Annotated in this window: 15 protein-coding genes; 11 read left to right on the top strand and 4 right to left on the bottom strand. The window is 70.9% G+C overall.

Annotated features, from left to right (window positions below; translation table 11 throughout):
- Positions 1-147: 147 nt before the first annotated feature.
- Both ACWD5F_RS43900 and ACWD5F_RS43895 read left to right on the top strand, forming a co-directional pair.
- Positions 148-1,374: an RNA polymerase sigma factor gene (locus tag ACWD5F_RS43900; RefSeq protein WP_451261765.1), complete on the top strand. Its 1,227-nt coding sequence runs from the start codon at positions 148-150 to the stop codon at positions 1,372-1,374.
- 190 nt (positions 1,375-1,564) lie between these two features.
- Positions 1,565-3,586 (top strand): cell wall-binding repeat-containing protein, encoded by a 2,022-nt coding sequence (locus ACWD5F_RS43895; RefSeq protein WP_451261724.1) that lies wholly within the window; start codon positions 1,565-1,567, stop codon positions 3,584-3,586.
- Positions 3,587-3,604: 18 nt separating this feature from the next.
- Here ACWD5F_RS43895 and ACWD5F_RS43890 read toward each other — a convergent pair whose 3' ends face one another.
- Positions 3,605-4,765 (bottom strand): class I SAM-dependent methyltransferase, encoded by a 1,161-nt coding sequence (locus ACWD5F_RS43890; protein ID WP_451261723.1) that lies wholly within the window; start codon positions 4,763-4,765, stop codon positions 3,605-3,607.
- A 90-nt stretch (positions 4,766-4,855) separates the two neighbouring features.
- Here ACWD5F_RS43890 and ACWD5F_RS43885 point away from each other — a divergent pair, with 90 nt between their 5' ends.
- The 4 genes from ACWD5F_RS43885 to groL all read left to right on the top strand — a co-directional run bounded on the left by ACWD5F_RS43885 (position 4,856) and on the right by groL (position 8,961).
- Positions 4,856-5,815, top strand: coding sequence for a polysaccharide deacetylase family protein (locus ACWD5F_RS43885; protein WP_451261722.1), 960 nt, complete (start codon positions 4,856-4,858; stop codon positions 5,813-5,815).
- Positions 5,812-6,630, top strand: a complete 819-nt coding sequence (locus tag ACWD5F_RS43880; protein WP_451261720.1) for a polysaccharide deacetylase family protein — start codon at positions 5,812-5,814, stop codon at positions 6,628-6,630. The genes ACWD5F_RS43885 and ACWD5F_RS43880 overlap by 4 nt, the downstream gene beginning before the upstream one ends.
- A 277-nt stretch (positions 6,631-6,907) precedes the next feature.
- Positions 6,908-7,216, top strand: coding sequence for a co-chaperone GroES (gene groES / locus ACWD5F_RS43875; RefSeq protein ID WP_008747517.1), 309 nt, complete (start codon positions 6,908-6,910; stop codon positions 7,214-7,216).
- Between the two features lie 122 nt (positions 7,217-7,338).
- Positions 7,339-8,961, top strand: coding sequence for a chaperonin GroEL (gene groL / locus ACWD5F_RS43870; protein WP_401713942.1), 1,623 nt, complete (start codon positions 7,339-7,341; stop codon positions 8,959-8,961).
- Between the two features lie 200 nt (positions 8,962-9,161).
- On the opposite strand, the gene ACWD5F_RS43865 is transcribed toward groL, so the two are convergent.
- Both ACWD5F_RS43865 and ACWD5F_RS43860 read right to left on the bottom strand, forming a co-directional pair.
- The gene (locus tag ACWD5F_RS43865) at positions 9,162-9,935 is read right to left on the bottom strand and encodes an SDR family NAD(P)-dependent oxidoreductase (RefSeq protein ID WP_451261719.1); all 774 of its coding nucleotides are present in this window, start codon (positions 9,933-9,935) and stop codon (positions 9,162-9,164) included.
- Positions 9,936-10,075: 140 nt separating this feature from the next.
- On the bottom strand, positions 10,076-10,750 hold the full coding sequence (locus tag ACWD5F_RS43860) for an MOSC domain-containing protein (protein ID WP_451261718.1): 675 nt from the start codon (positions 10,748-10,750) through the stop codon (positions 10,076-10,078).
- Positions 10,751-10,841: 91 nt separating this feature from the next.
- Between ACWD5F_RS43860 and ACWD5F_RS43855 the strand changes: the two genes are divergently transcribed.
- Complete coding sequence (locus ACWD5F_RS43855) at positions 10,842-11,741, top strand: LysR family transcriptional regulator (RefSeq protein ID WP_123998262.1); 900 nt, start codon at positions 10,842-10,844, stop codon at positions 11,739-11,741.
- An 87-nt stretch (positions 11,742-11,828) separates the two neighbouring features.
- On the opposite strand, the gene ACWD5F_RS43850 is transcribed toward ACWD5F_RS43855, so the two are convergent.
- Positions 11,829-12,158 (bottom strand): WhiB family transcriptional regulator, encoded by a 330-nt coding sequence (locus ACWD5F_RS43850; RefSeq protein WP_123998261.1) that lies wholly within the window; start codon positions 12,156-12,158, stop codon positions 11,829-11,831.
- Between the two features lie 382 nt (positions 12,159-12,540).
- On the opposite strand from ACWD5F_RS43850, the gene ACWD5F_RS43845 reads away from it, so the two are divergent.
- The 4 genes from ACWD5F_RS43845 to ACWD5F_RS43830 all read left to right on the top strand — a co-directional run bounded on the left by ACWD5F_RS43845 (position 12,541) and on the right by ACWD5F_RS43830 (position 16,967).
- On the top strand, positions 12,541-13,152 hold the full coding sequence (locus ACWD5F_RS43845; protein ID WP_003948568.1) for a response regulator transcription factor: 612 nt from the start codon (positions 12,541-12,543) through the stop codon (positions 13,150-13,152).
- Positions 13,153-13,463: 311 nt separating this feature from the next.
- Complete coding sequence (locus tag ACWD5F_RS43840; RefSeq protein WP_123998260.1) at positions 13,464-14,051, top strand: sigma-70 family RNA polymerase sigma factor; 588 nt, start codon at positions 13,464-13,466, stop codon at positions 14,049-14,051.
- Positions 14,052-14,234: 183 nt separating this feature from the next.
- A complete protein-coding gene (gene guaB, locus ACWD5F_RS43835) occupies positions 14,235-15,737 on the top strand; it encodes an IMP dehydrogenase (RefSeq protein ID WP_451261717.1) in 1,503 nt (500 codons plus the stop codon).
- Positions 15,738-15,842: 105 nt separating this feature from the next.
- Positions 15,843-16,967, top strand: coding sequence for a GuaB3 family IMP dehydrogenase-related protein (locus ACWD5F_RS43830; RefSeq protein ID WP_123998258.1), 1,125 nt, complete (start codon positions 15,843-15,845; stop codon positions 16,965-16,967).
- The last annotated feature ends 23 nt before the right edge of the window (positions 16,968-16,990 follow it).

The following is a 16,990-nucleotide window of genomic DNA, read 5'->3' as shown; positions in this document are numbered from 1 at the left end:
CGCGCTCGTCCGTCTGCCGGTCGTCCTTGGTCCTGCGCCGGTCCGGGTGTCGAATGGGGGGCTGTGAGCCCACAGCCCCCCGGCCGACAGCAACCCGTCGGCCGACAGTCGCACGACCGACCGGCACCCGCCGACCCCGGTCCCGCCATCGAGACCGTCTTCCGCATCGAGTCCCCCCGGATCATCGCCGGCGTCGCCCGCATCGTCCGTGACGTCGGGATCGCCGAGGAACTCGCCCAGGACGCGCTCGTCGCCGCCCTGGAGCAGTGGCCGCGGGACGGCGTGCCGGACAACCCGGGCGCCTGGCTCATGGCCACCGCCCGCCACCGCGCCGTCGACCTCATCCGGCGCCGGGAGAACTACGCCCGCAAGCTCCAGGAGATCGGCCGCGACCTGGAGACCACCGCCCCGCCCGAGGAGCCGGCCGACCCGGAGGACATCGACGACGACCTGCTCAGGCTCGTCTTCACCGCCTGCCACCCCGTGCTGTCCGCCGAGGCCCGCATCGCCCTCACCCTGCGCCTGCTCGGCGGCCTCACCACCGCCGAGATCGCCCGCGCCTTCCTCACCCCCGAACCGACGGTCGCCCAGCGCATCGTCCGCGCCAAACGCACCCTCGCCACGAAGAACGTCGACTTCGAGGTGCCCTACGGCCCCGAGCGCGCGGCCCGGCTGGGCTCCGTACTCGACGTCATCTACCTGATCTTCAACGAGGGGTACGCGGCCACCGCCGGCGACGACTGGCTGCGCCCGGCGCTGTGCGAGGACGCGTTGCGGCTGGCCCGCGTGCTGTCCGGGCTGATGCCGAAGGAGCCCGAAGTCCACGCGCTGACCTCGCTGTTGGAGTTCCAGGCGTCCCGCACCGCCGCCCGCACCGGACCGAACGGCGAGCCCGTCCTGCTCGCCGACCAGAACCGCCGCCGCTGGAACCGCATGCTGATCGCCCGCGGCATCACCGCCCTGGGCCGCGCCGACGCCACCTCCACCGGCGCCCCCGGCCCGTACGCCCTCCAGGCCGCCATCGCCGCCTGCCACGCCCACGCGTACACCTACGAGGAGACCGACTGGCGCACGATCGCCACGCTTTACGGCCTGCTGGCGGTCCGCGCGCCCTCGCCCGTCGTCGAACTCAACCGCGCGGTCGCCGTGTCGATGGCCCGGGGGCCGGCCGAAGGGCTCGCGATCGTCGACGCCCTCGCCACCGAACCCGCCCTGAAGGACTACCACTTGCTGCCCAGCGTCCGCGGCGACCTGCTGGCGCGGCTGGGGCGTACGGCGGAGGCGCACGAGGAGTTCGTACGGGCGGCGGGGCTCGCGCGCAACGAGCGGGAGCGGGAGATGCTGCTTGGGCGGGCCGGGAAGTGCCGTTCTTGACCTGGAACCACCCCACTGTTTACTCGTAACTCTGTTCCCCTCCCGCCTCGTTGCGCACTACAGTGATCCGGCCGCTGAGCATCGGCTGTGTGGTCGCCTGGGGGACAGACGCCGACCCGGCCGCGCGCGGCACCGAATCGACCGGACATCGACCGGATGACGTCATCCGATCCGTGGGGGAGACAACAACTTGAGACCGTTCACGCGCCGCCATGTCGCGGCGCTCGCCACCGCGGCGGCACTCGCCGCCGTAGGGACCCTGGCCACCGCGCCCGGCGCCGTCGCCGACGACGCCGGGCCCTGGCCGGGCACCGAGGGCAGGATCCTGACCGACGGGCCGTGGCTGGTCGACCCGGCCACCGGCGCGGCCACCGCGGTACCGGGCGCAGGCTCGGGGGAGTACGCGGCCTGGGCGCCGGACGGCAGCCGCTTCGCCGTCATCAACGGGCAGACCATCACCAGCGTCCGCACCGGCGGCACCACGAAGATCACCCTGCCCCGGGCCGAGGGCATGCGCTCCAGCGCCACCTACACGGACCTGACCTTCGGGTGGGGCGGCCGTTACGTGGCCTTCGCCACCGGCGGCCAGCTCGCCTACGGCCCCTCCGACGGCTCCTACGCCCCGGCCCCGCTGCTGTCCAACTCCCTTGAGCCGTCCTCGGTCTGCGACACCGAGCCGACCGTGAACACCGCCGGCCTGGTCGCCTTCGAGCGCCGCACCGGCAACTGCTCAAGCACTCCGGGCGTGTACGTCTACACCGGGTCCACGAACACGGTGAAGCGCGTCCTCACCGACGCCACGCAGCCCGCCTGGTCGCCGGACGGCACCAAGCTGGCCTTCGTCCGCGACGGGCAGGTCTTCACGGCGAAGGCCGACGGCACCGGCGTCACGCAGCTCACCACCGACGCCCGCTCCTACGCCAACCCGTCCTGGTCGCCCACCGGCACCCGGATCGTCTTCGACGTGCGGACCTCGGCGAACGGCGTCGACACGCACACCACCGAGTACGCGGACGTGGCGAGCGGCTCCCTCACCGCGGTCCCGGGCGGCGCGCACGGCAGCAACCCCAGCTGGCAGCCGCTGCGCAAGAACACCACCGCCCGCGTCTGGGGCAGCGACAGCTACGCCACCGCGATCGCCGCCTCCCGCTGGAGCTGGAACACCCTCGGCTCCAGCTCGCCCGGCCTGCTGGACGCCAAGTCCGCGGTGCTGATCAACCGGGACAGCACGGCGTACTCGCTCACCGCGCCCGCCCTGGCCGGCAAGAAGCGGGGCCCGGTCCTGATGACCCCGAAGACGGGTCTGTCGACGGCGGTGAAGAACGAGCTGAAGCGCACCCTGAAGAAGGGCGCGTCCGTCTGGCTCCTCGGCGGCACCTCGACCCTCGCCACGAACGTCTCCACCCAGGTCAAGGCGCTCGGCTACGTGCCCAAGCGGCTGTCCGGCGTGGACCGTTACGACACCTCGGTCAAGGTGTCCAAGGCGATCACCACCGCCCCGAAGTACGTGTTCCTGGCCAGCGGCACCGACTACAAGGCGGCCCTCCCGGCGGCCTCCGCGGCGGGCTCCGACGGCACCGCGAGCACGGCGACCTTCGTCCTCAGCAACGGCAAGAAGCTGACGTCGGCGGTGAAGTCGTACCTCAACAGCGTGAACCCCGACAAGACCATGGTCATCCCGGTCGGTTCGGACGCGAAGTACGCGCTGACGCACACCTCGTTCTCCAAGTGGCCGTCGACGTACTACTACTACCCGGTCACCTCGGGCACGAGCGAGGGTCTCTCGGTGGCCCTCGCCAAGTTCTGGTGGACCGTGCCCAGTCAGGTGGCGTTCGCCTACACCGGCGCCTGGCGGGACGGTGTCTCGGCGGGCGCGGCGATGAACATCTACGCGCCGCTCGTGTGGACCTCGAAGCCCGACCTGTCCGCCGACCCCAAGAGCTACCTGCTCCGTGAGTCCGCGGGCACGCAGTCCGCGATCGCCTTCGGACCCACGTCCTCGGTCACGGCGGGCACGCTGAACACGGCCGGCGCGGCGATGAGCGCGAACGGCAGCCAGTTCACGTACGTGCCGTTCTACAACGGCGTCCCGGCCGCGAGCGCGCAGTCACTGCGCGCGGACACCGCGGGACCCGCCGCCACCCCGGCCAAGTCCGGCCCGGTGACGGCCGATCCGCACCTGGGCCCGCTCAGGACGGCCAACCACCAGTAGGACAGCGGTAGTCACGCCCTAAGCGGGGGCGCCGACCAACATGGTCGGCGCCCCCGCGACGCGTGTCAGGAAGACCGTCGCCGAGTTCGGCCCCTGCGGCTTGACCTTCCTGCGCAACTCCTCCGGCTCCACCGCCGACCCCCGCTTCTTCACGGTCAGCACCCCGACCTCCCGCTCCCGCAGCAGCGCCTTCAACTTCTTGAGATTGAACGGCAGTTGATCGCTGATCTCGTAGGCGGTGGCATACGGGGTCGGGTGCAGTTCGTCCGCGGTGACGTAGGCGATCGTGGGGTCGATCAGGCCGCCGTCCAGTTCCTCGGCCACCTCGGCGACCAGGTGGGCGCGGATGATGGCGCCGTCCGGCTCGTACAAGTAGCGCCCCACGGACCGGACTTCGGGATCCGGGAGGCCCCTGCCGAGCAGCGTGCGCGGGCCCGGCAGCAGGGTCGCGCGCACCGCGCCCGGCTCGGTCCCGAACCACAGCACCGCTTCCTTCACGTCCCCGCCGTCCGAGATCCACTCGGCCTCGGCCGCGCCGGGCACCGCCTCGTGCGGGATGCCGGGGGCGACCTTCAGCGCGGCGCGGGGCGCCTTGTGCGCGGCCTCGATCGCCCAGGACAGGGGCGGTGAGTAGGCCTCCGGGTCGAAGATCCGGCCGCGTCCGCCGCGCCGGGCGGGGTCCACGAAGACGGCGTCCCAGCCCGCCGTGTCCACCTCGGTGACGTCGGCCTCCCGCACCTCGATCAGCTCGGCGAGACCCAGCGCCGCCGCGTTCTCGCGGGCCACGGCCGCCGTCAGCGGGTCCCGGTCCACGGCGAGCACCCGGATCCCGGCCCGCGCCAGCGCGATCGCGTCCCCACCGATCCCGCAGCACAGGTCGGCCAGCGAGGTCACCCCCTGCGCCTTCAGCCGCCGCGCCCGATACGTCGCCACGCTCGCCCGCGTCGACTGCTCGACGCCGTTCGGCGTGAAGAACATCCGCGCCGCGTCCTGCGCCCCGAACTTCGCCACCGCCCGCTGCCGCAGCCGGGCCTGTCCGAGCGCCGCCGACACCAGTTCGGCGGGGTGCTCGCGGCGCAGCCGGGTGGCGACGGTCAGTTCGTCGGCCGGGGCCGTGTCGCGCACCTCGTGGAGGAGGGCGCGGCCTTGCGGGGTGAGGAGGAGGGCGAGGTCGTTCACCGGGTCATTGTGGGCCAGTCGGTGGATGGTGTGCCGCCGGCCGCGGTGTCGGGCCGGGAGCAGGGGCCTGGCCTGCGAGGATCCGGCACCATGCGAGCAGTCGTACAAAATGACAAAAATGGGTCGTTCTGGGGTCGGCGGGTCCGTGGCGGAATCGCCGTGCTCGCCGTCGCCGCCCTCGCCGCCGGCTGTGCGCAGGACGGCGGGCGGGACGGTGGGGCCGGGCGCGGGCACGGGCATGCGGTGCGGCCGGCGCCGGGCCAGCAGGCGCTCAAGGCTGCACCCGCCCGTGCCCTCGACGCGTACGCCACGCGACTGCGTGTCGCACACGCCGCCCGGGTCGCCGCCGCGAAGCGCTGGGGCCTGCGGACGGTCCCGCTGACCGCGCCCGCCGCCCCCGCGCACAAGCCGGAGATCACCGCCCGCGAGGGCTTCGAGGTGGACGACCAGGAGGAGTTGAACCTCCCGCCGGTCTTCACCACGATCCCCACCAAGGAGAAGGTCGTCTTCCTCACCATCGACGACGGCGCCGAGAAGGACCCGGCGTTCCTGCGGATGATGAGCGACCTGAAGATCCCGTACACGGCCTTCCTCAGCGACTACCTGATCAAGGACGACTACCCGTACTTCAAGAAGATGCAGGACCGGGGTGTCGTCCTGAACAACCACACCCTCCACCACCCCTACCTGCCGGCCCTGTCCTACCGCCGCCAGAAGCACGAGATCTGCGGCATGCAGGACGTGATCGAGAAGCGGTACGGCAAGCGTCCGACCCTCTTCCGGCCGCCCTTCGGCAACTACAACCAGGACACCCTGCGCGCCGCCAAGGACTGCGGCATCAGGTACGCGCCGATCTGGGACGAGGAGGTCTTCGTCGACCACTGGGAGTACCGCGAGTGGGACCGGGACCTGCACCCCGGCGACATCGTGCTCAGCCACTTCCGGGGCCGCGAGGACTGGAAGGGCACCATGCCCGACATGGTCCGCCGCTTCCTCGACAAGGTCACGGCCCAGGGCTACGCGGTGGCCCGGCTGGAGGACTACCTGTGAAAACGCGGGGCCGGGGCCTGCTGGCCGGCGTCCTCGCGGCCGCGCTGCTCGCCGGCTGCGCCCAGTCCGTCGACCCGATCGAGCGGCTGGGCAGGAAGGCGGCCCAGCGGGTACGCCCGCACGGGCCGGCCGGCGCCGCGCAGCCGCCGTACCGCCGCTGGGGCCTGACCGCCCCGCTCGCCCCGGCCCCGCGGGCCGCCCGACTCCCGGCCGCCCGCTCGGCAGGTCCGGGGCTGCCGCCGGTCCTCTCTCGCGTACCCACCCGCGACAAGGTGGTCTTCCTCACGTACGACGACGGCGCCGAGCAGGACCCGCGCTTCGTCGACATGGTCCGCGAACTCCGGCTGCCCGTCAGCATGTTCCTCACCGACAGCGTGGTGGGGCCGGGCTACGGCCACTTCGCGCGGCTCCAGTCGGTCGGCGCGAGCATCCAGAACCACACCCTCGACCACGCCGCCCTGCGCGGCCTGCCCTACCTCGGCCAGCGCGCCGAGATCTGCGGCCAGCAGGACAAACTCCGCGCCCGCTTCGGCCTCCGCCCCCGCCTGTTCCGCCCGCCCTACGGCACGTACGACACGACGACACTGCGGGCGGCGGGGGACTGCGGGGTGTCGGCGGTGGTGCTGTGGCGGGCCGCTTCGGAGGACGGCACCCTCACGTTCACGGGCGGCGAACACCGGCTGCGCCCCGGCGACATCGTCTCGCTGGCGTCGGGCGAGAAGGCGGACCCGACGCTGCGGGAACGGACGGTACGGGTGCTGCGGGAGGCGGAGAGGGCGGGACTTACGGTGGGAAGGCTGGAGGATTACGTCTAGGGCGAGGTCTCGATGCCGGTCGGCATTTTCAGCCCGTCCGGCGTTTGAGGACGAGGCCGTTCAGGCCGACGAACCCGCCGAAGCGCCGCCGGCATCTCGTGGCTGATTGGCACTCCGCTTGACCGAGTGCTAATCGCGGTCATAGTCTCGGTTCTGGCACTCGCCACTGGGGAGTGCCAATAGCGACGGGCAGGTCCGGCACCCGCGACGACGGATCCACCTGGTCGCCACCTCAGACAGTTAACCCCGTGAGATCTCCGAAGGGGGAGGTCGGATCGTGACGACCGCCAGCTCCAAGGTTGCCATCAAGCCGCTCGAGGACCGCATTGTGGTCCAGCCGCTCGACGCCGAGCAGACCACGGCCTCTGGCCTGGTCATCCCGGACACCGCGAAGGAGAAGCCCCAGGAGGGCGTCGTCCTCGCTGTGGGCCCGGGCCGCTTCGAGAACGGCGAGCGCCTGCCGCTCGACGTCAAGACCGGCGACATCGTGCTGTACAGCAAGTACGGCGGCACCGAAGTGAAGTACAGCGGCGAGGAGTACCTCGTCCTCTCGGCTCGCGACGTTCTCGCGATCATCGAGAAGTAATTCACTTCGCTTCACCCAGTTTTGCAGTGAGCTGCGCCCCTGGCCCCCGCGACCTTATGAAGCCGGGCGTCGGGGGCGTGGTTCGTTTCACCCACGTTTTCCGAGAGGGCTGAACCGCTCCCATGGCGAAGATCCTGAAGTTCGACGAGGACGCCCGTCGCGCCCTCGAGCGCGGCGTCAACAAGCTTGCCGACACGGTCAAGGTGACGATCGGCCCCAAGGGCCGCAACGTCGTCATCGACAAGAAGTTCGGCGCACCCACCATCACCAACGACGGTGTCACCATCGCCCGCGAGGTCGAGCTCGACGACCCGTACGAGAACCTCGGCGCCCAGCTGGTGAAGGAGGTGGCGACCAAGACCAACGACATCGCGGGTGACGGTACGACCACCGCCACCGTGCTGGCCCAGGCGCTCGTCCGCGAGGGCCTGCGCAACGTCGCCGCCGGCGCCTCCCCGGCCGCCCTGAAGAAGGGCATCGACGCGGCCGTCGCCGCCGTCTCCGAGGAGCTGCTCGCCACCGCGCGCCCGATCGACGACAAGGCCGACATCGCGGCCGTCGCCGGTCTGTCCGCGCAGGACAGCCAGGTCGGCGAGCTCATCGCCGAGGCGATGGACAAGGTCGGCAAGGACGGTGTCATCACCGTCGAGGAGTCCAACACCTTCGGTCTGGAGCTGGACTTCACCGAGGGCATGGCCTTCGACAAGGGCTACCTGTCGCCGTACTTCGTCACGGACCAGGAGCGCATGGAGGCCGTCCTCGACGAGCCCTACATCCTCATCACGCAGGGCAAGATCGGCGCCATCGCCGACCTGCTGCCGCTGCTGGAGAAGGTCATCCAGGCCAACTCCTCCAAGCCGCTGCTGATCATCGCCGAGGACGTCGAGGGCGAGGCCCTGTCGACCCTGGTCGTCAACAAGATCCGCGGCACCTTCAACGCGGTCGCGGTCAAGGCCCCCGGCTTCGGCGACCGCCGCAAGGCGATGCTGGAGGACCTGGCGATCCTCACCGGCGCCACGGTCGTCTCCGAGGAGGTCGGCCTCAAGCTCGACCAGGTCAACCTGGACGTGCTCGGCTCCGCCCGCCGCGTCACGGTCACCAAGGACGACACCACGGTCGTCGACGGTGCCGGTGACTCCGGCGCGGTCACCGGCCGTGTTGCCCAGATCAAGGCCGAGATCGAGAACACCGACTCCGACTGGGACCGCGAGAAGCTCCAGGAGCGCCTCGCGAAGCTGGCCGGCGGCGTGTGCGTGATCAAGGTCGGCGCCGCCACCGAGGTGGAGCTGAAGGAGAAGAAGCACCGTCTGGAGGACGCCATCTCCGCGACCCGCGCCGCGGTCGAGGAGGGCATCGTCTCCGGTGGTGGCTCCGCGCTCGTCCACGCCGCGAAGGTGCTGGAGGGCGGCCTGGGCAAGACCGGCGACGAGGCCACCGGTGTCGCCGTCGTGCGCCGCGCGGTCGTCGAGCCGCTGCGCTGGATCGCGGAGAACGCGGGCCTCGAGGGCTACGTCATCACCGCGAAGGTCGCCGAGCTGGAGAAGGGCCAGGGCTTCAACGCCGCCACCGGCGAGTACGGCGACCTGGTCAAGGCCGGCGTCATCGACCCGGTCAAGGTCACCCGCTCCGCCCTGGAGAACGCCGCCTCCATCGCCTCCCTGCTCCTCACGACCGAGACCCTGGTCGTCGAGAAGAAGGAAGAGGAAGAGCCGGCCGCCGCCGGTGGCCACAGCCACTCCCACTGACGCACGTCGGTGAACAACCGAAGGCCCGGCACCCCTCAGGGGGCGCCGGGCCTTCGCGCTGCCGGGGCACGCCCTGCGAAGGGGTGCGGGGATCCGCTGGAGCGGGGCGAGTGGCCGAGCCGGTACAGCCACCGACTCCGACCCGCGGATTCCGGTGCCGTGATTCCCTGCACCACCCGGCGGGACGCCTCCCGCCGCCGTCACTGCGGCCCGTACTTCCGCCCGGTCTTCGACGTGACCCCGCCGAGCAGGGCCTGCGGAGTGATCTTCGCCAAGCCCATCAGCACCTTGTAGCGCGGATCCGGGATCGACAGCGACTTGCCGCGCGCCAGATCCTGCAGCGCCGCCGCGACCAGTTTGTCCGCGTCGAGCCACATCCAGCCCGGGATGTTGTCCGTGCCCATGCCGGCCCGCTCGTGGAACTCCGTCCGCACGAAGCCCGGCGCCAGCGCCATCAGCCGCACCCCGCTGCCGGCCAGGTCCTTCGCCGCGCCCTGCGTGAACTGCACGACCCACGCCTTGGACGCGCCGTACGTCCCGCGCGGCACGAAGGCCGCCACCGACGCCACGTTGACGACCCCGCCCCGCCCGCGCTCGCGCATCGCCTCCGTCGCCGCCGACGTCAGCCGCAGCACCGCCTCGCAGTGCACCTTGAGCATCCTCAGCTCGTCGGCCATCGGTACTTCCAGATAACGGCCCTTGTTGCCGAAGCCGGCGTTGTTGATCAGCAGGTCCACCGGGTTCTTGCGGTCGGACAGCCGCGCGGCCACCGCCTCGATGCCGGCGTCCGTGGCCAGGTCCGCCGTCAGGACCGTCGCCTCGATGCCGTGCCGGTCGTGCAGCTCGGTCGCCTGCTGCCCGAGCCGCTCGGTGTCCCGGGCCACCAGCACCAGGTTGTGCCCGTCGGCCGCCAGCCGCCGCGCGAACGCGGCGCCGATGCCCGCGGTCGATCCCGTAATCAGAGCCGTTGTCATGGCGCAAGATTAGTGACCTGGAACGCATTCGCCCGATTGCTGCACACGCCCTCCCGATAGGTGAAGGACCGGCGAACAAAGCCCGCGCGCACGGTCGGCCCGCGCGCTCCGGGACGGTCGGCCCGTGTGCTCGGGACGGGTCAGCCCGCCTGCTCCGCAGGGTGCCCGGCGGCATGCTCCGCCGCGTACTTCCGCGCCTGGGCCAGCGACTCCGGGTGCAGCGCCTCGCCCGCGGGCAGCAGCATCGGCAACAGCTCACGCCGCGTGGTGACCGCGCGGAACTGCAGGGCCACCGTCACGTCGTGGTCCGGGCGGTGCACGACCTCGATCGGATCGCCGGCCCGGATCTCACCCGGCACGATCACCCGGAAGTACGCGCCCGGCGCGCCCCGCTCCGTGAACCGCTTCTCACCCAGATGCTCCTGGAACGTCCGGCACGGAATCCGACCGCAGGTCACCTCCAGGACCACGTCGGCCCCGATGCGCCAGCGCTCGCCGATCCGCGCCCCGGACACGTCCAGGCCCAGCGTCGTCAGGTTCTCCCCGAAGGAACCGTTCGCGAGCGGGCGGCCCAACTCGCGCTCCCAGTCGTCGAGATCCTCGCGCGCGACGGCGTACACCGCCTGGTCGTCCCCGCCGTGGTGCCGCTTGTCGCACACGTCGTCCCCGGCCAGCCCGCTCGCGCCGACCCCCTTCGGCCCGGGCGCCGACACCAGCACGGGTCCGGTCACCGGCCGCTTGTCGATGCCGGTGACTCCCATGTCCGCGTACGGGACGGTCCGGGCGTGTCCCAGGTTCAGCGAGAGAAGCTCCATACGGGCACGATAGCGAGCCCCATGTCAAAGCGTCGACGCGTTTTTCGACGACGTATCAAAGAGTCACTTATCACTGGCCTATCCTCGAAGGATGATCGAGGCACGTCATCTCCGCGTCCTGCGTACCGTCGCCGCGACCGGCTCCTTCTCGGCGGCGGGACGTGCGCTGGGCTGCACCCAGCCCGCCGTCAGCCAGCAGATGAAGGCGCTGGAGGCGTCCGTGGGCACGCCGTTGCTGATCCGCAGCGGGCGCGAGATGCGGCTGACCCAGGCGGGCGAGGCACTCGTACGGCACGCGGGCGGCATCCTCGCCGGGCTCACCGCCGCCGAGGAGGAGGTCGCCGCGATCGCGGGCCTGCGCGCCGGACGGGTGCGGCTGGTCTCCTTCCCCAGCGGCAGCTCCACCCTCGTACCGACCGCGCTCGCCGCCCTGCGCGCCGCGCACCCCGGCACCCGTGTCTCCCTGGAGGAGGCCGAACCGCCCGCCTCCGTCGAGCTGTTGCGCGAGGGCGACTGCGACATCGCGCTCGCCTTCCGCTACGAGGGCGCGGCGGGCGCGGAGGAGTGGGACGACCTCGTCGTACGTCCCCTGCTGACGGACCGCCTGGTCGGGCTCGTGCCGGAGCGGCACCGCCTCGCGGGGGCCGGCACCGTGGCCATCGGCGAACTCGCGGACGAGCCGTGGATCGCCGGATGCCCGCGCTGCCGCGGTCAGTTGGTGGAGGTGTGCGAGGGCGCGGGCTTCACGCCCCGCATCGACTTCGCCACCGACGACTACCCGGCCGTGGTCGGCCTGGTCGGCGCGGGTCTCGGCGTCGCCGTCCTGCCCCAGCTCGCGATCGAGTCCGTACGGCCGCGGCACGCGCGCGTGCTGACGCTGGAGCCGGCGGTGCGGCGGGAGATCGTCGCGCTGACGCTGCCCGACCTGGCCCAGGTGCCGGCGGTCGCGGCGACGCTGGAGCAGCTCGGGCGGGCGGCGGCCCGACAGTGAAAACCGGTGGGCACGCGTGCGCGTGCCCACCGGCCTGGTGCTCGGTCCAGGAACTGTTCCGGAGCCCTGGATCGAAGAAACGTTCCTTCAGTTGTTCGAGACGCCGTCGCCGGCACCGGCCGAGGCCGACACCAACCGGTTCCGTGCCCGTCCCATCAGCTCTTCGCGCTCGTCCTCGGTCAGTCCGCCCCACACGCCGTACGGCTCTCTGACCGCCAGTGCGTGTGCCGCGCACTGTGCGCGGACCGGGCATCTCATGCAGACCTCCTTGGCCGAGTTCTCGCGAGCGCTCCGGGCCGCACCGCGCTCGCCCTCCGGATGAAAGAAGAGCGAGCTGTCCACCCCGCGGCAGGCAGCCAGAAGCTGCCAGTCCCACAGGTCCGCGTTCGGTCCAGGAAGGCGGGAGAAATCTGCCATTACGTGACCCCTTGTAGCCGTGCTGAGCGGATACGGTGCCCACGACCGTACATCTACTATCTAAGGAGATGAAAATATGACTCATTGCGAATCTAGCCTCAGACACCAGCAGAAGGGAAGAAATAGAGCTAAATGGGGCACCGGTTGTGATGAAACGTTGTGGGTCGACGTCGCACGTCTGCGCTGTGTCCGCCCCCTCACGTAGAGTGCCGAAGATGGCACACGGCCCCGTAACTCTTTCGAGTGACCATCGTTGAGAGTGGCGGAGGCGGTTGGAACAACGAGTGCTCGGGCAGGCGTCCGAGACGGTCGACCGCACAGGTGACGATTTCGTACCAGCCTGGAGGCTCAAGGTGACGTGCATCAGCTGCGGAGGGCGGCCATGACATCCGTCCTCGTCTGCGACGACTCCCCGCTTGCCCGAGAGGCGCTCCGCCGGGCGGTCGCGACCGTGCCCGGCGTCGAGCGCGTGACGACCGCGGCCAACGGCGAGGAAGTCCTCCGCCGCTGGGGCGCCGACCGTTCGGACCTGATTCTGATGGACGTACGCATGCCCGGTCTGGGCGGCGTCGAGACCGTCCGGCGGCTGCTGTCCGCGGACCCCGGTGCGCGCATCATCATGCTCACCGTCGCGGAGGACCTGGACGGGGTCGCCCTCGCGGTCGCGGCGGGTGCGCGGGGTTATCTGCACAAGGACGCCTCGCGGGCGGAATTGCGGGCGACCGTCACGCAGGCGCTCGCCGATCCGACGTGGCGGCTGGCGCCGCGGCGGTTGCGGTCCGCGGAGATGGGGGCGGCTCCTACGCTCACCGCGCGTGAGATCCAGGTCCTCGAGGGGATGAGTCACGGGCGGTCGAATGCGGAGATCGGGCGGGAGTTGTTCCTTTCCGAGGACACCGTGAAGACGCATGCCCGGCGGTTGTTCAAGAAGCTGGGTGCGTCCGACCGGGCGCACGCGGTGGCGCTCGGCTTCCGTTGGGGATTGGTTCGCTAAAAGGTCGGTTCCAAAGGGCTCGGTTCTACAGGTTGTCGCTTTGGTGCGGGTCGTTCGTGGCTGGTCGCGCAGTTCCCCGCGCCCCTGAAGGGGCGCGGTCGCGAGGCCGGTTGCACGGCCCCGTCGGCGCCCCGCTGCTCGTTTCGGCGCGGATGCCGCATCCTTGAGGTGTGGAGTCTCTCGGGGACGAGTCGGTCGAGCGGAAGGGGAGGGTGCAAGGGATGAGTTCCGGCGCACCTGCTCATAACGCTTCGGCACACAACATCGGACGCGGTGCCACGGACCGCAACGCCGCAAGGCACCATGGACCGATGCGCGACGACGAGGCGGCCGGGGCCGCAGGGGCGATCGGTGCACTCGTCCATCGCGCCGTCGACGGGGACGAGCAGGCCACGCACGACCTGCTCGCCCATGTCCACCCCCTCGCGCTGCGCTACTGCCGTACCCGTCTGTCCCGGTTGCCGGGCGACGCCCGGCACTTCGTGGAGGACCTCGCGCAGGAGGTCTGCGTCGCCGTCCTGCTCGCGCTGCCGCGCTACCGGGACACCGGACGCCCCTTCGAGGCCTTCGTCTTCGCCATCGCCGCGCACAAGGTCGCCGACCTCCAGCGGGCGGCGATGCGGCACCCCGGCTCGACCGCGGTTCCGTCCGACGAGATGCCGGAGCGGCCGGACGACTCCCTCGGCCCGGAGGAGCGCGCGCTGCTCAGCAGTGACGCCGAATGGGCCAAGAAACTCATGGCCAACCTGCCGGAGAACCAGCGCGAACTGCTGCTCCTGCGGATCGCGGTGGGCCTCACGGCCGAGGAGACCGGCCAGATGTTGGGAATGTCACCCGGCGCGGTGCGGGTGGCACAGCACCGGGCACTGAGCCGGCTGCGGGCGCTCGCGGAGCAGTAGGGCCGGAGGGGAACGGCAAGGCCTGCGGTGCGTGGGGCTCGTGGGGGCTTTGCCTGAACGGCTCGGCGGCCGGTTGCGTACGAACATACGAAGCCGGGGGCGGACGTAACCGTGGAATTTGGGACCGGTGGTTCCCGTTAGCATGGACATCCGCACCGATCAAGGCCATTTGGGGAAGGTGTCATGACTGCGAACGTCGACGGAGTGCCCGGAAAATTCGCGACACTCGGGCTGACCTACGACGACGTGCTGCTGCTGCCGGGAGCGTCCGAGGTGCTCCCCAACGCGGTCGACACCTCGTCCCGCATCTCCCGCAACGTGCGGGTGAACATCCCGCTGCTGTCGGCGGCGATGGACAAGGTGACCGAGTCCCGGATGGCGATCGCGATGGCCCGCCAGGGCGGCGTCGGCGTGCTGCACCGCAACCTGTCCATCGAGGACCAGGTCAACCAGGTCGACCTCGTGAAGCGCTCCGAGTCCGGCATGGTCACCGACCCGATCACGGTGCACCCGGACGCGACGCTGGACGAGGCCGACGCACTGTGCGCCAAGTTCCGCATCAGCGGTGTCCCGGTGACGGACGGCAACGGCAAGCTGCTCGGCATCGTCACCAACCGCGACATGGCCTTCGAGTCGGACCGCTCGCGTCAGGTGCGTGAGGTCATGACCCCGATGCCGCTGGTCACCGGCCACGTCGGCATCTCCGGCAGCGACGCCATGGGGCTGCTGCGCCGGCACAAGATCGAGAAGCTTCCGCTGGTCGACGACGCGGGCATCCTCAAGGGCCTCATCACGGTCAAGGACTTCGTCAAGGCCGAGCAGTACCCCGGTGCCGCCAAGGACTCCGAGGGCCGGCTGATCGTCGGTGCCGCCGTGGGCGCCAGCCCCGAGGCGCTGGAGCGGGCCCAGGCGCTGGCCGAGGCCGGTGTGGACTTCCTGGTCGTCGACACCTCGCACGGCCACAACAGCAACGCCCTCAGCTGGATGTCGAAGATCAAGTCGAGCGTGCGCGTCGACGTGATCGGCGGCAACGTCGCCACCCGTGACGGCGCCCAGGCGCTCATCGACGCCGGCGTCGACGGCATCAAGGTCGGGGTCGGCCCCGGCTCGATCTGTACGACCCGTGTGGTCGCCGGCATCGGTGTCCCGCAGGTCACCGCCATCTACGAGGCGTCCCTCGCCGCCCGCCCGGCCGGCATCCCGCTGATCGGCGACGGCGGCCTGCAGTACTCCGGCGACATCGGCAAGGCGCTGGCCGCCGGTGCCGACACCGTGATGCTGGGCTCGCTGCTCGCCGGCTGCGAGGAGTCGCCCGGCGAGCTCCAGTTCATCAACGGCAAGCAGTTCAAGTCGTACCGGGGCATGGGTTCGCTCGGCGCGATGCAGTCCCGCGGCCAGGCCAAGTCGTTCTCCAAGGACCGCTACTTCCAGGCGGAGGTGTCCTCCGACGACAAGCTCGTGCCCGAGGGCATCGAGGGCCAGGTGCCCTACCGCGGTCCGCTGGGCAACGTCCTGCACCAGCTGGTCGGCGGCCTGCGCCAGACCATGGGCTATGTGGGCGCCGCCTCCATCGACGAGATGGAGACCAAGGGCCGCTTCGTCCGGATCACCTCGGCGGGCCTCAAGGAGAGCCACCCGCACGACATCCAGATGACGGTCGAGGCACCGAACTACAGCCGCAAGTAGTCGCCAGACGTGTGATGGGGCGGCCCCGGAGCATCCGGGGCCGCCCTTGTCGTACCCGTCGGCGATACTGGAAGACGCTGAAACGCAGAGGGAAAGGCCACAGACGTGACTGAGATCGAGATCGGGCGCGGCAAGCGCGGCCGGCGGGCGTATGCCTTCGACGACATCGCCGTCGTCCCCAGCCGCCGTACGCGGGACCCGAAGGAGGTCTCGATCGCCTGGCAGATCGACGCCTACCGCTTCGAGCTGCCCTTCCTGGCCGCTCCCATGGACTCGGTCGTCTCCCCGGCCACCGCGATCCGTATCGGCGAGCTCGGCGGCCTCGGCGTGCTGAACCTCGAAGGGCTGTGGACGCGGTACGAGGATCCGCAGCCGCTGCTCGACGAGATCGTCGAGCTGAACGTGGACGCCGCGACCCGCCGCCTCCAGGAGATCTACCGGGCTCCCATCAAGGAGGAGCTGATCGGGCAGCGCATCAAGGAGGTGCGCGACTCGGGCGTGGTCACCGCCGCCGCGCTCTCCCCGCAGCGCACGGCGCAGTTCTCCAAGGCCGTGGTCGACGCGGGCGTGGACATCTTCGTCATCCGCGGTACGACGGTCTCGGCGGAGCACGTGTCGGGCTCGCACGAGCCGCTGAACCTGAAGCAGTTCATCTACGAGCTCGACGTACCGGTGATCGTCGGCGGCTGCGCCACGTACACGGCGGCCCTGCACCTGATGCGCACCGGCGCGGCGGGCGTCCTGGTCGGCTTCGGCGGCGGAGCCGCGCACACCACGCGCAACGTGCTGGGCATCCAGGTCCCCATGGCCACCGCGGTCGCCGACGTGGCCGCGGCCCGCCGGGACTACATGGACGAGTCCGGCGGCCGGTACGTGCACGTGATCGCGGATGGCGGTGTCGGCTGGTCCGGCGACCTCCCCAAGGCGATCGCCTGCGGCGCGGACTCGGTGATGATGGGCTCCCCGCTGGCCCGCGCGACCGACGCGCCGGGCCGGGGCAACCACTGGGGCATGGAGGCGGTCAACGAGGAACTGCCCCGCGGAAAGAAGGTCGACCTCGGCACGGTCGGCACGATCGAGGAGGTCCTGGCCGGCCCCTCCCACACCCCCGACGGCTCGATGAACTTCTTCGGCGCCCTCCGCCGCGCGATGGCCACCACCGGCTACAGCGAACTCAAGGAGTTCCAGCGGGTGGAGGTCACGGTGGCGGACTCACAGCACAAGCGGTAGTCGTAGGACGCGGCCCTTACGAC

The sequence above is a fragment of the Streptomyces sp. NPDC002499 genome, assembly GCF_053595415.1.
Note: the sequence above shows the minus strand (reverse complement) of the source record. Positions and strands in the feature narration are given on the sequence as shown.

Coding starts and splice junctions, on each gene's coding strand:
- ACWD5F_RS43855 (WP_123998262.1), top strand. CDS start 10,842: ATGATCGAGGCACGTCATCTCCGCGTCCTGCGTACCGTCGCCGCGACC.
- ACWD5F_RS43840 (WP_123998260.1), top strand. CDS start 13,464: ATGCGCGACGACGAGGCGGCCGGGGCCGCAGGGGCGATCGGTGCACTC.
- ACWD5F_RS43850 (WP_123998261.1), bottom strand. CDS start 12,158: ATGGCAGATTTCTCCCGCCTTCCTGGACCGAACGCGGACCTGTGGGAC.
- ACWD5F_RS43845 (WP_003948568.1), top strand. CDS start 12,541: ATGACATCCGTCCTCGTCTGCGACGACTCCCCGCTTGCCCGAGAGGCG.
- ACWD5F_RS43860 (WP_451261718.1), bottom strand. CDS start 10,750: ATGGAGCTTCTCTCGCTGAACCTGGGACACGCCCGGACCGTCCCGTAC.
- groL (WP_401713942.1), top strand. CDS start 7,339: ATGGCGAAGATCCTGAAGTTCGACGAGGACGCCCGTCGCGCCCTCGAG.
- guaB (WP_451261717.1), top strand. CDS start 14,235: ATGACTGCGAACGTCGACGGAGTGCCCGGAAAATTCGCGACACTCGGG.
- ACWD5F_RS43885 (WP_451261722.1), top strand. CDS start 4,856: ATGCGAGCAGTCGTACAAAATGACAAAAATGGGTCGTTCTGGGGTCGG.
- ACWD5F_RS43865 (WP_451261719.1), bottom strand. CDS start 9,935: ATGACAACGGCTCTGATTACGGGATCGACCGCGGGCATCGGCGCCGCG.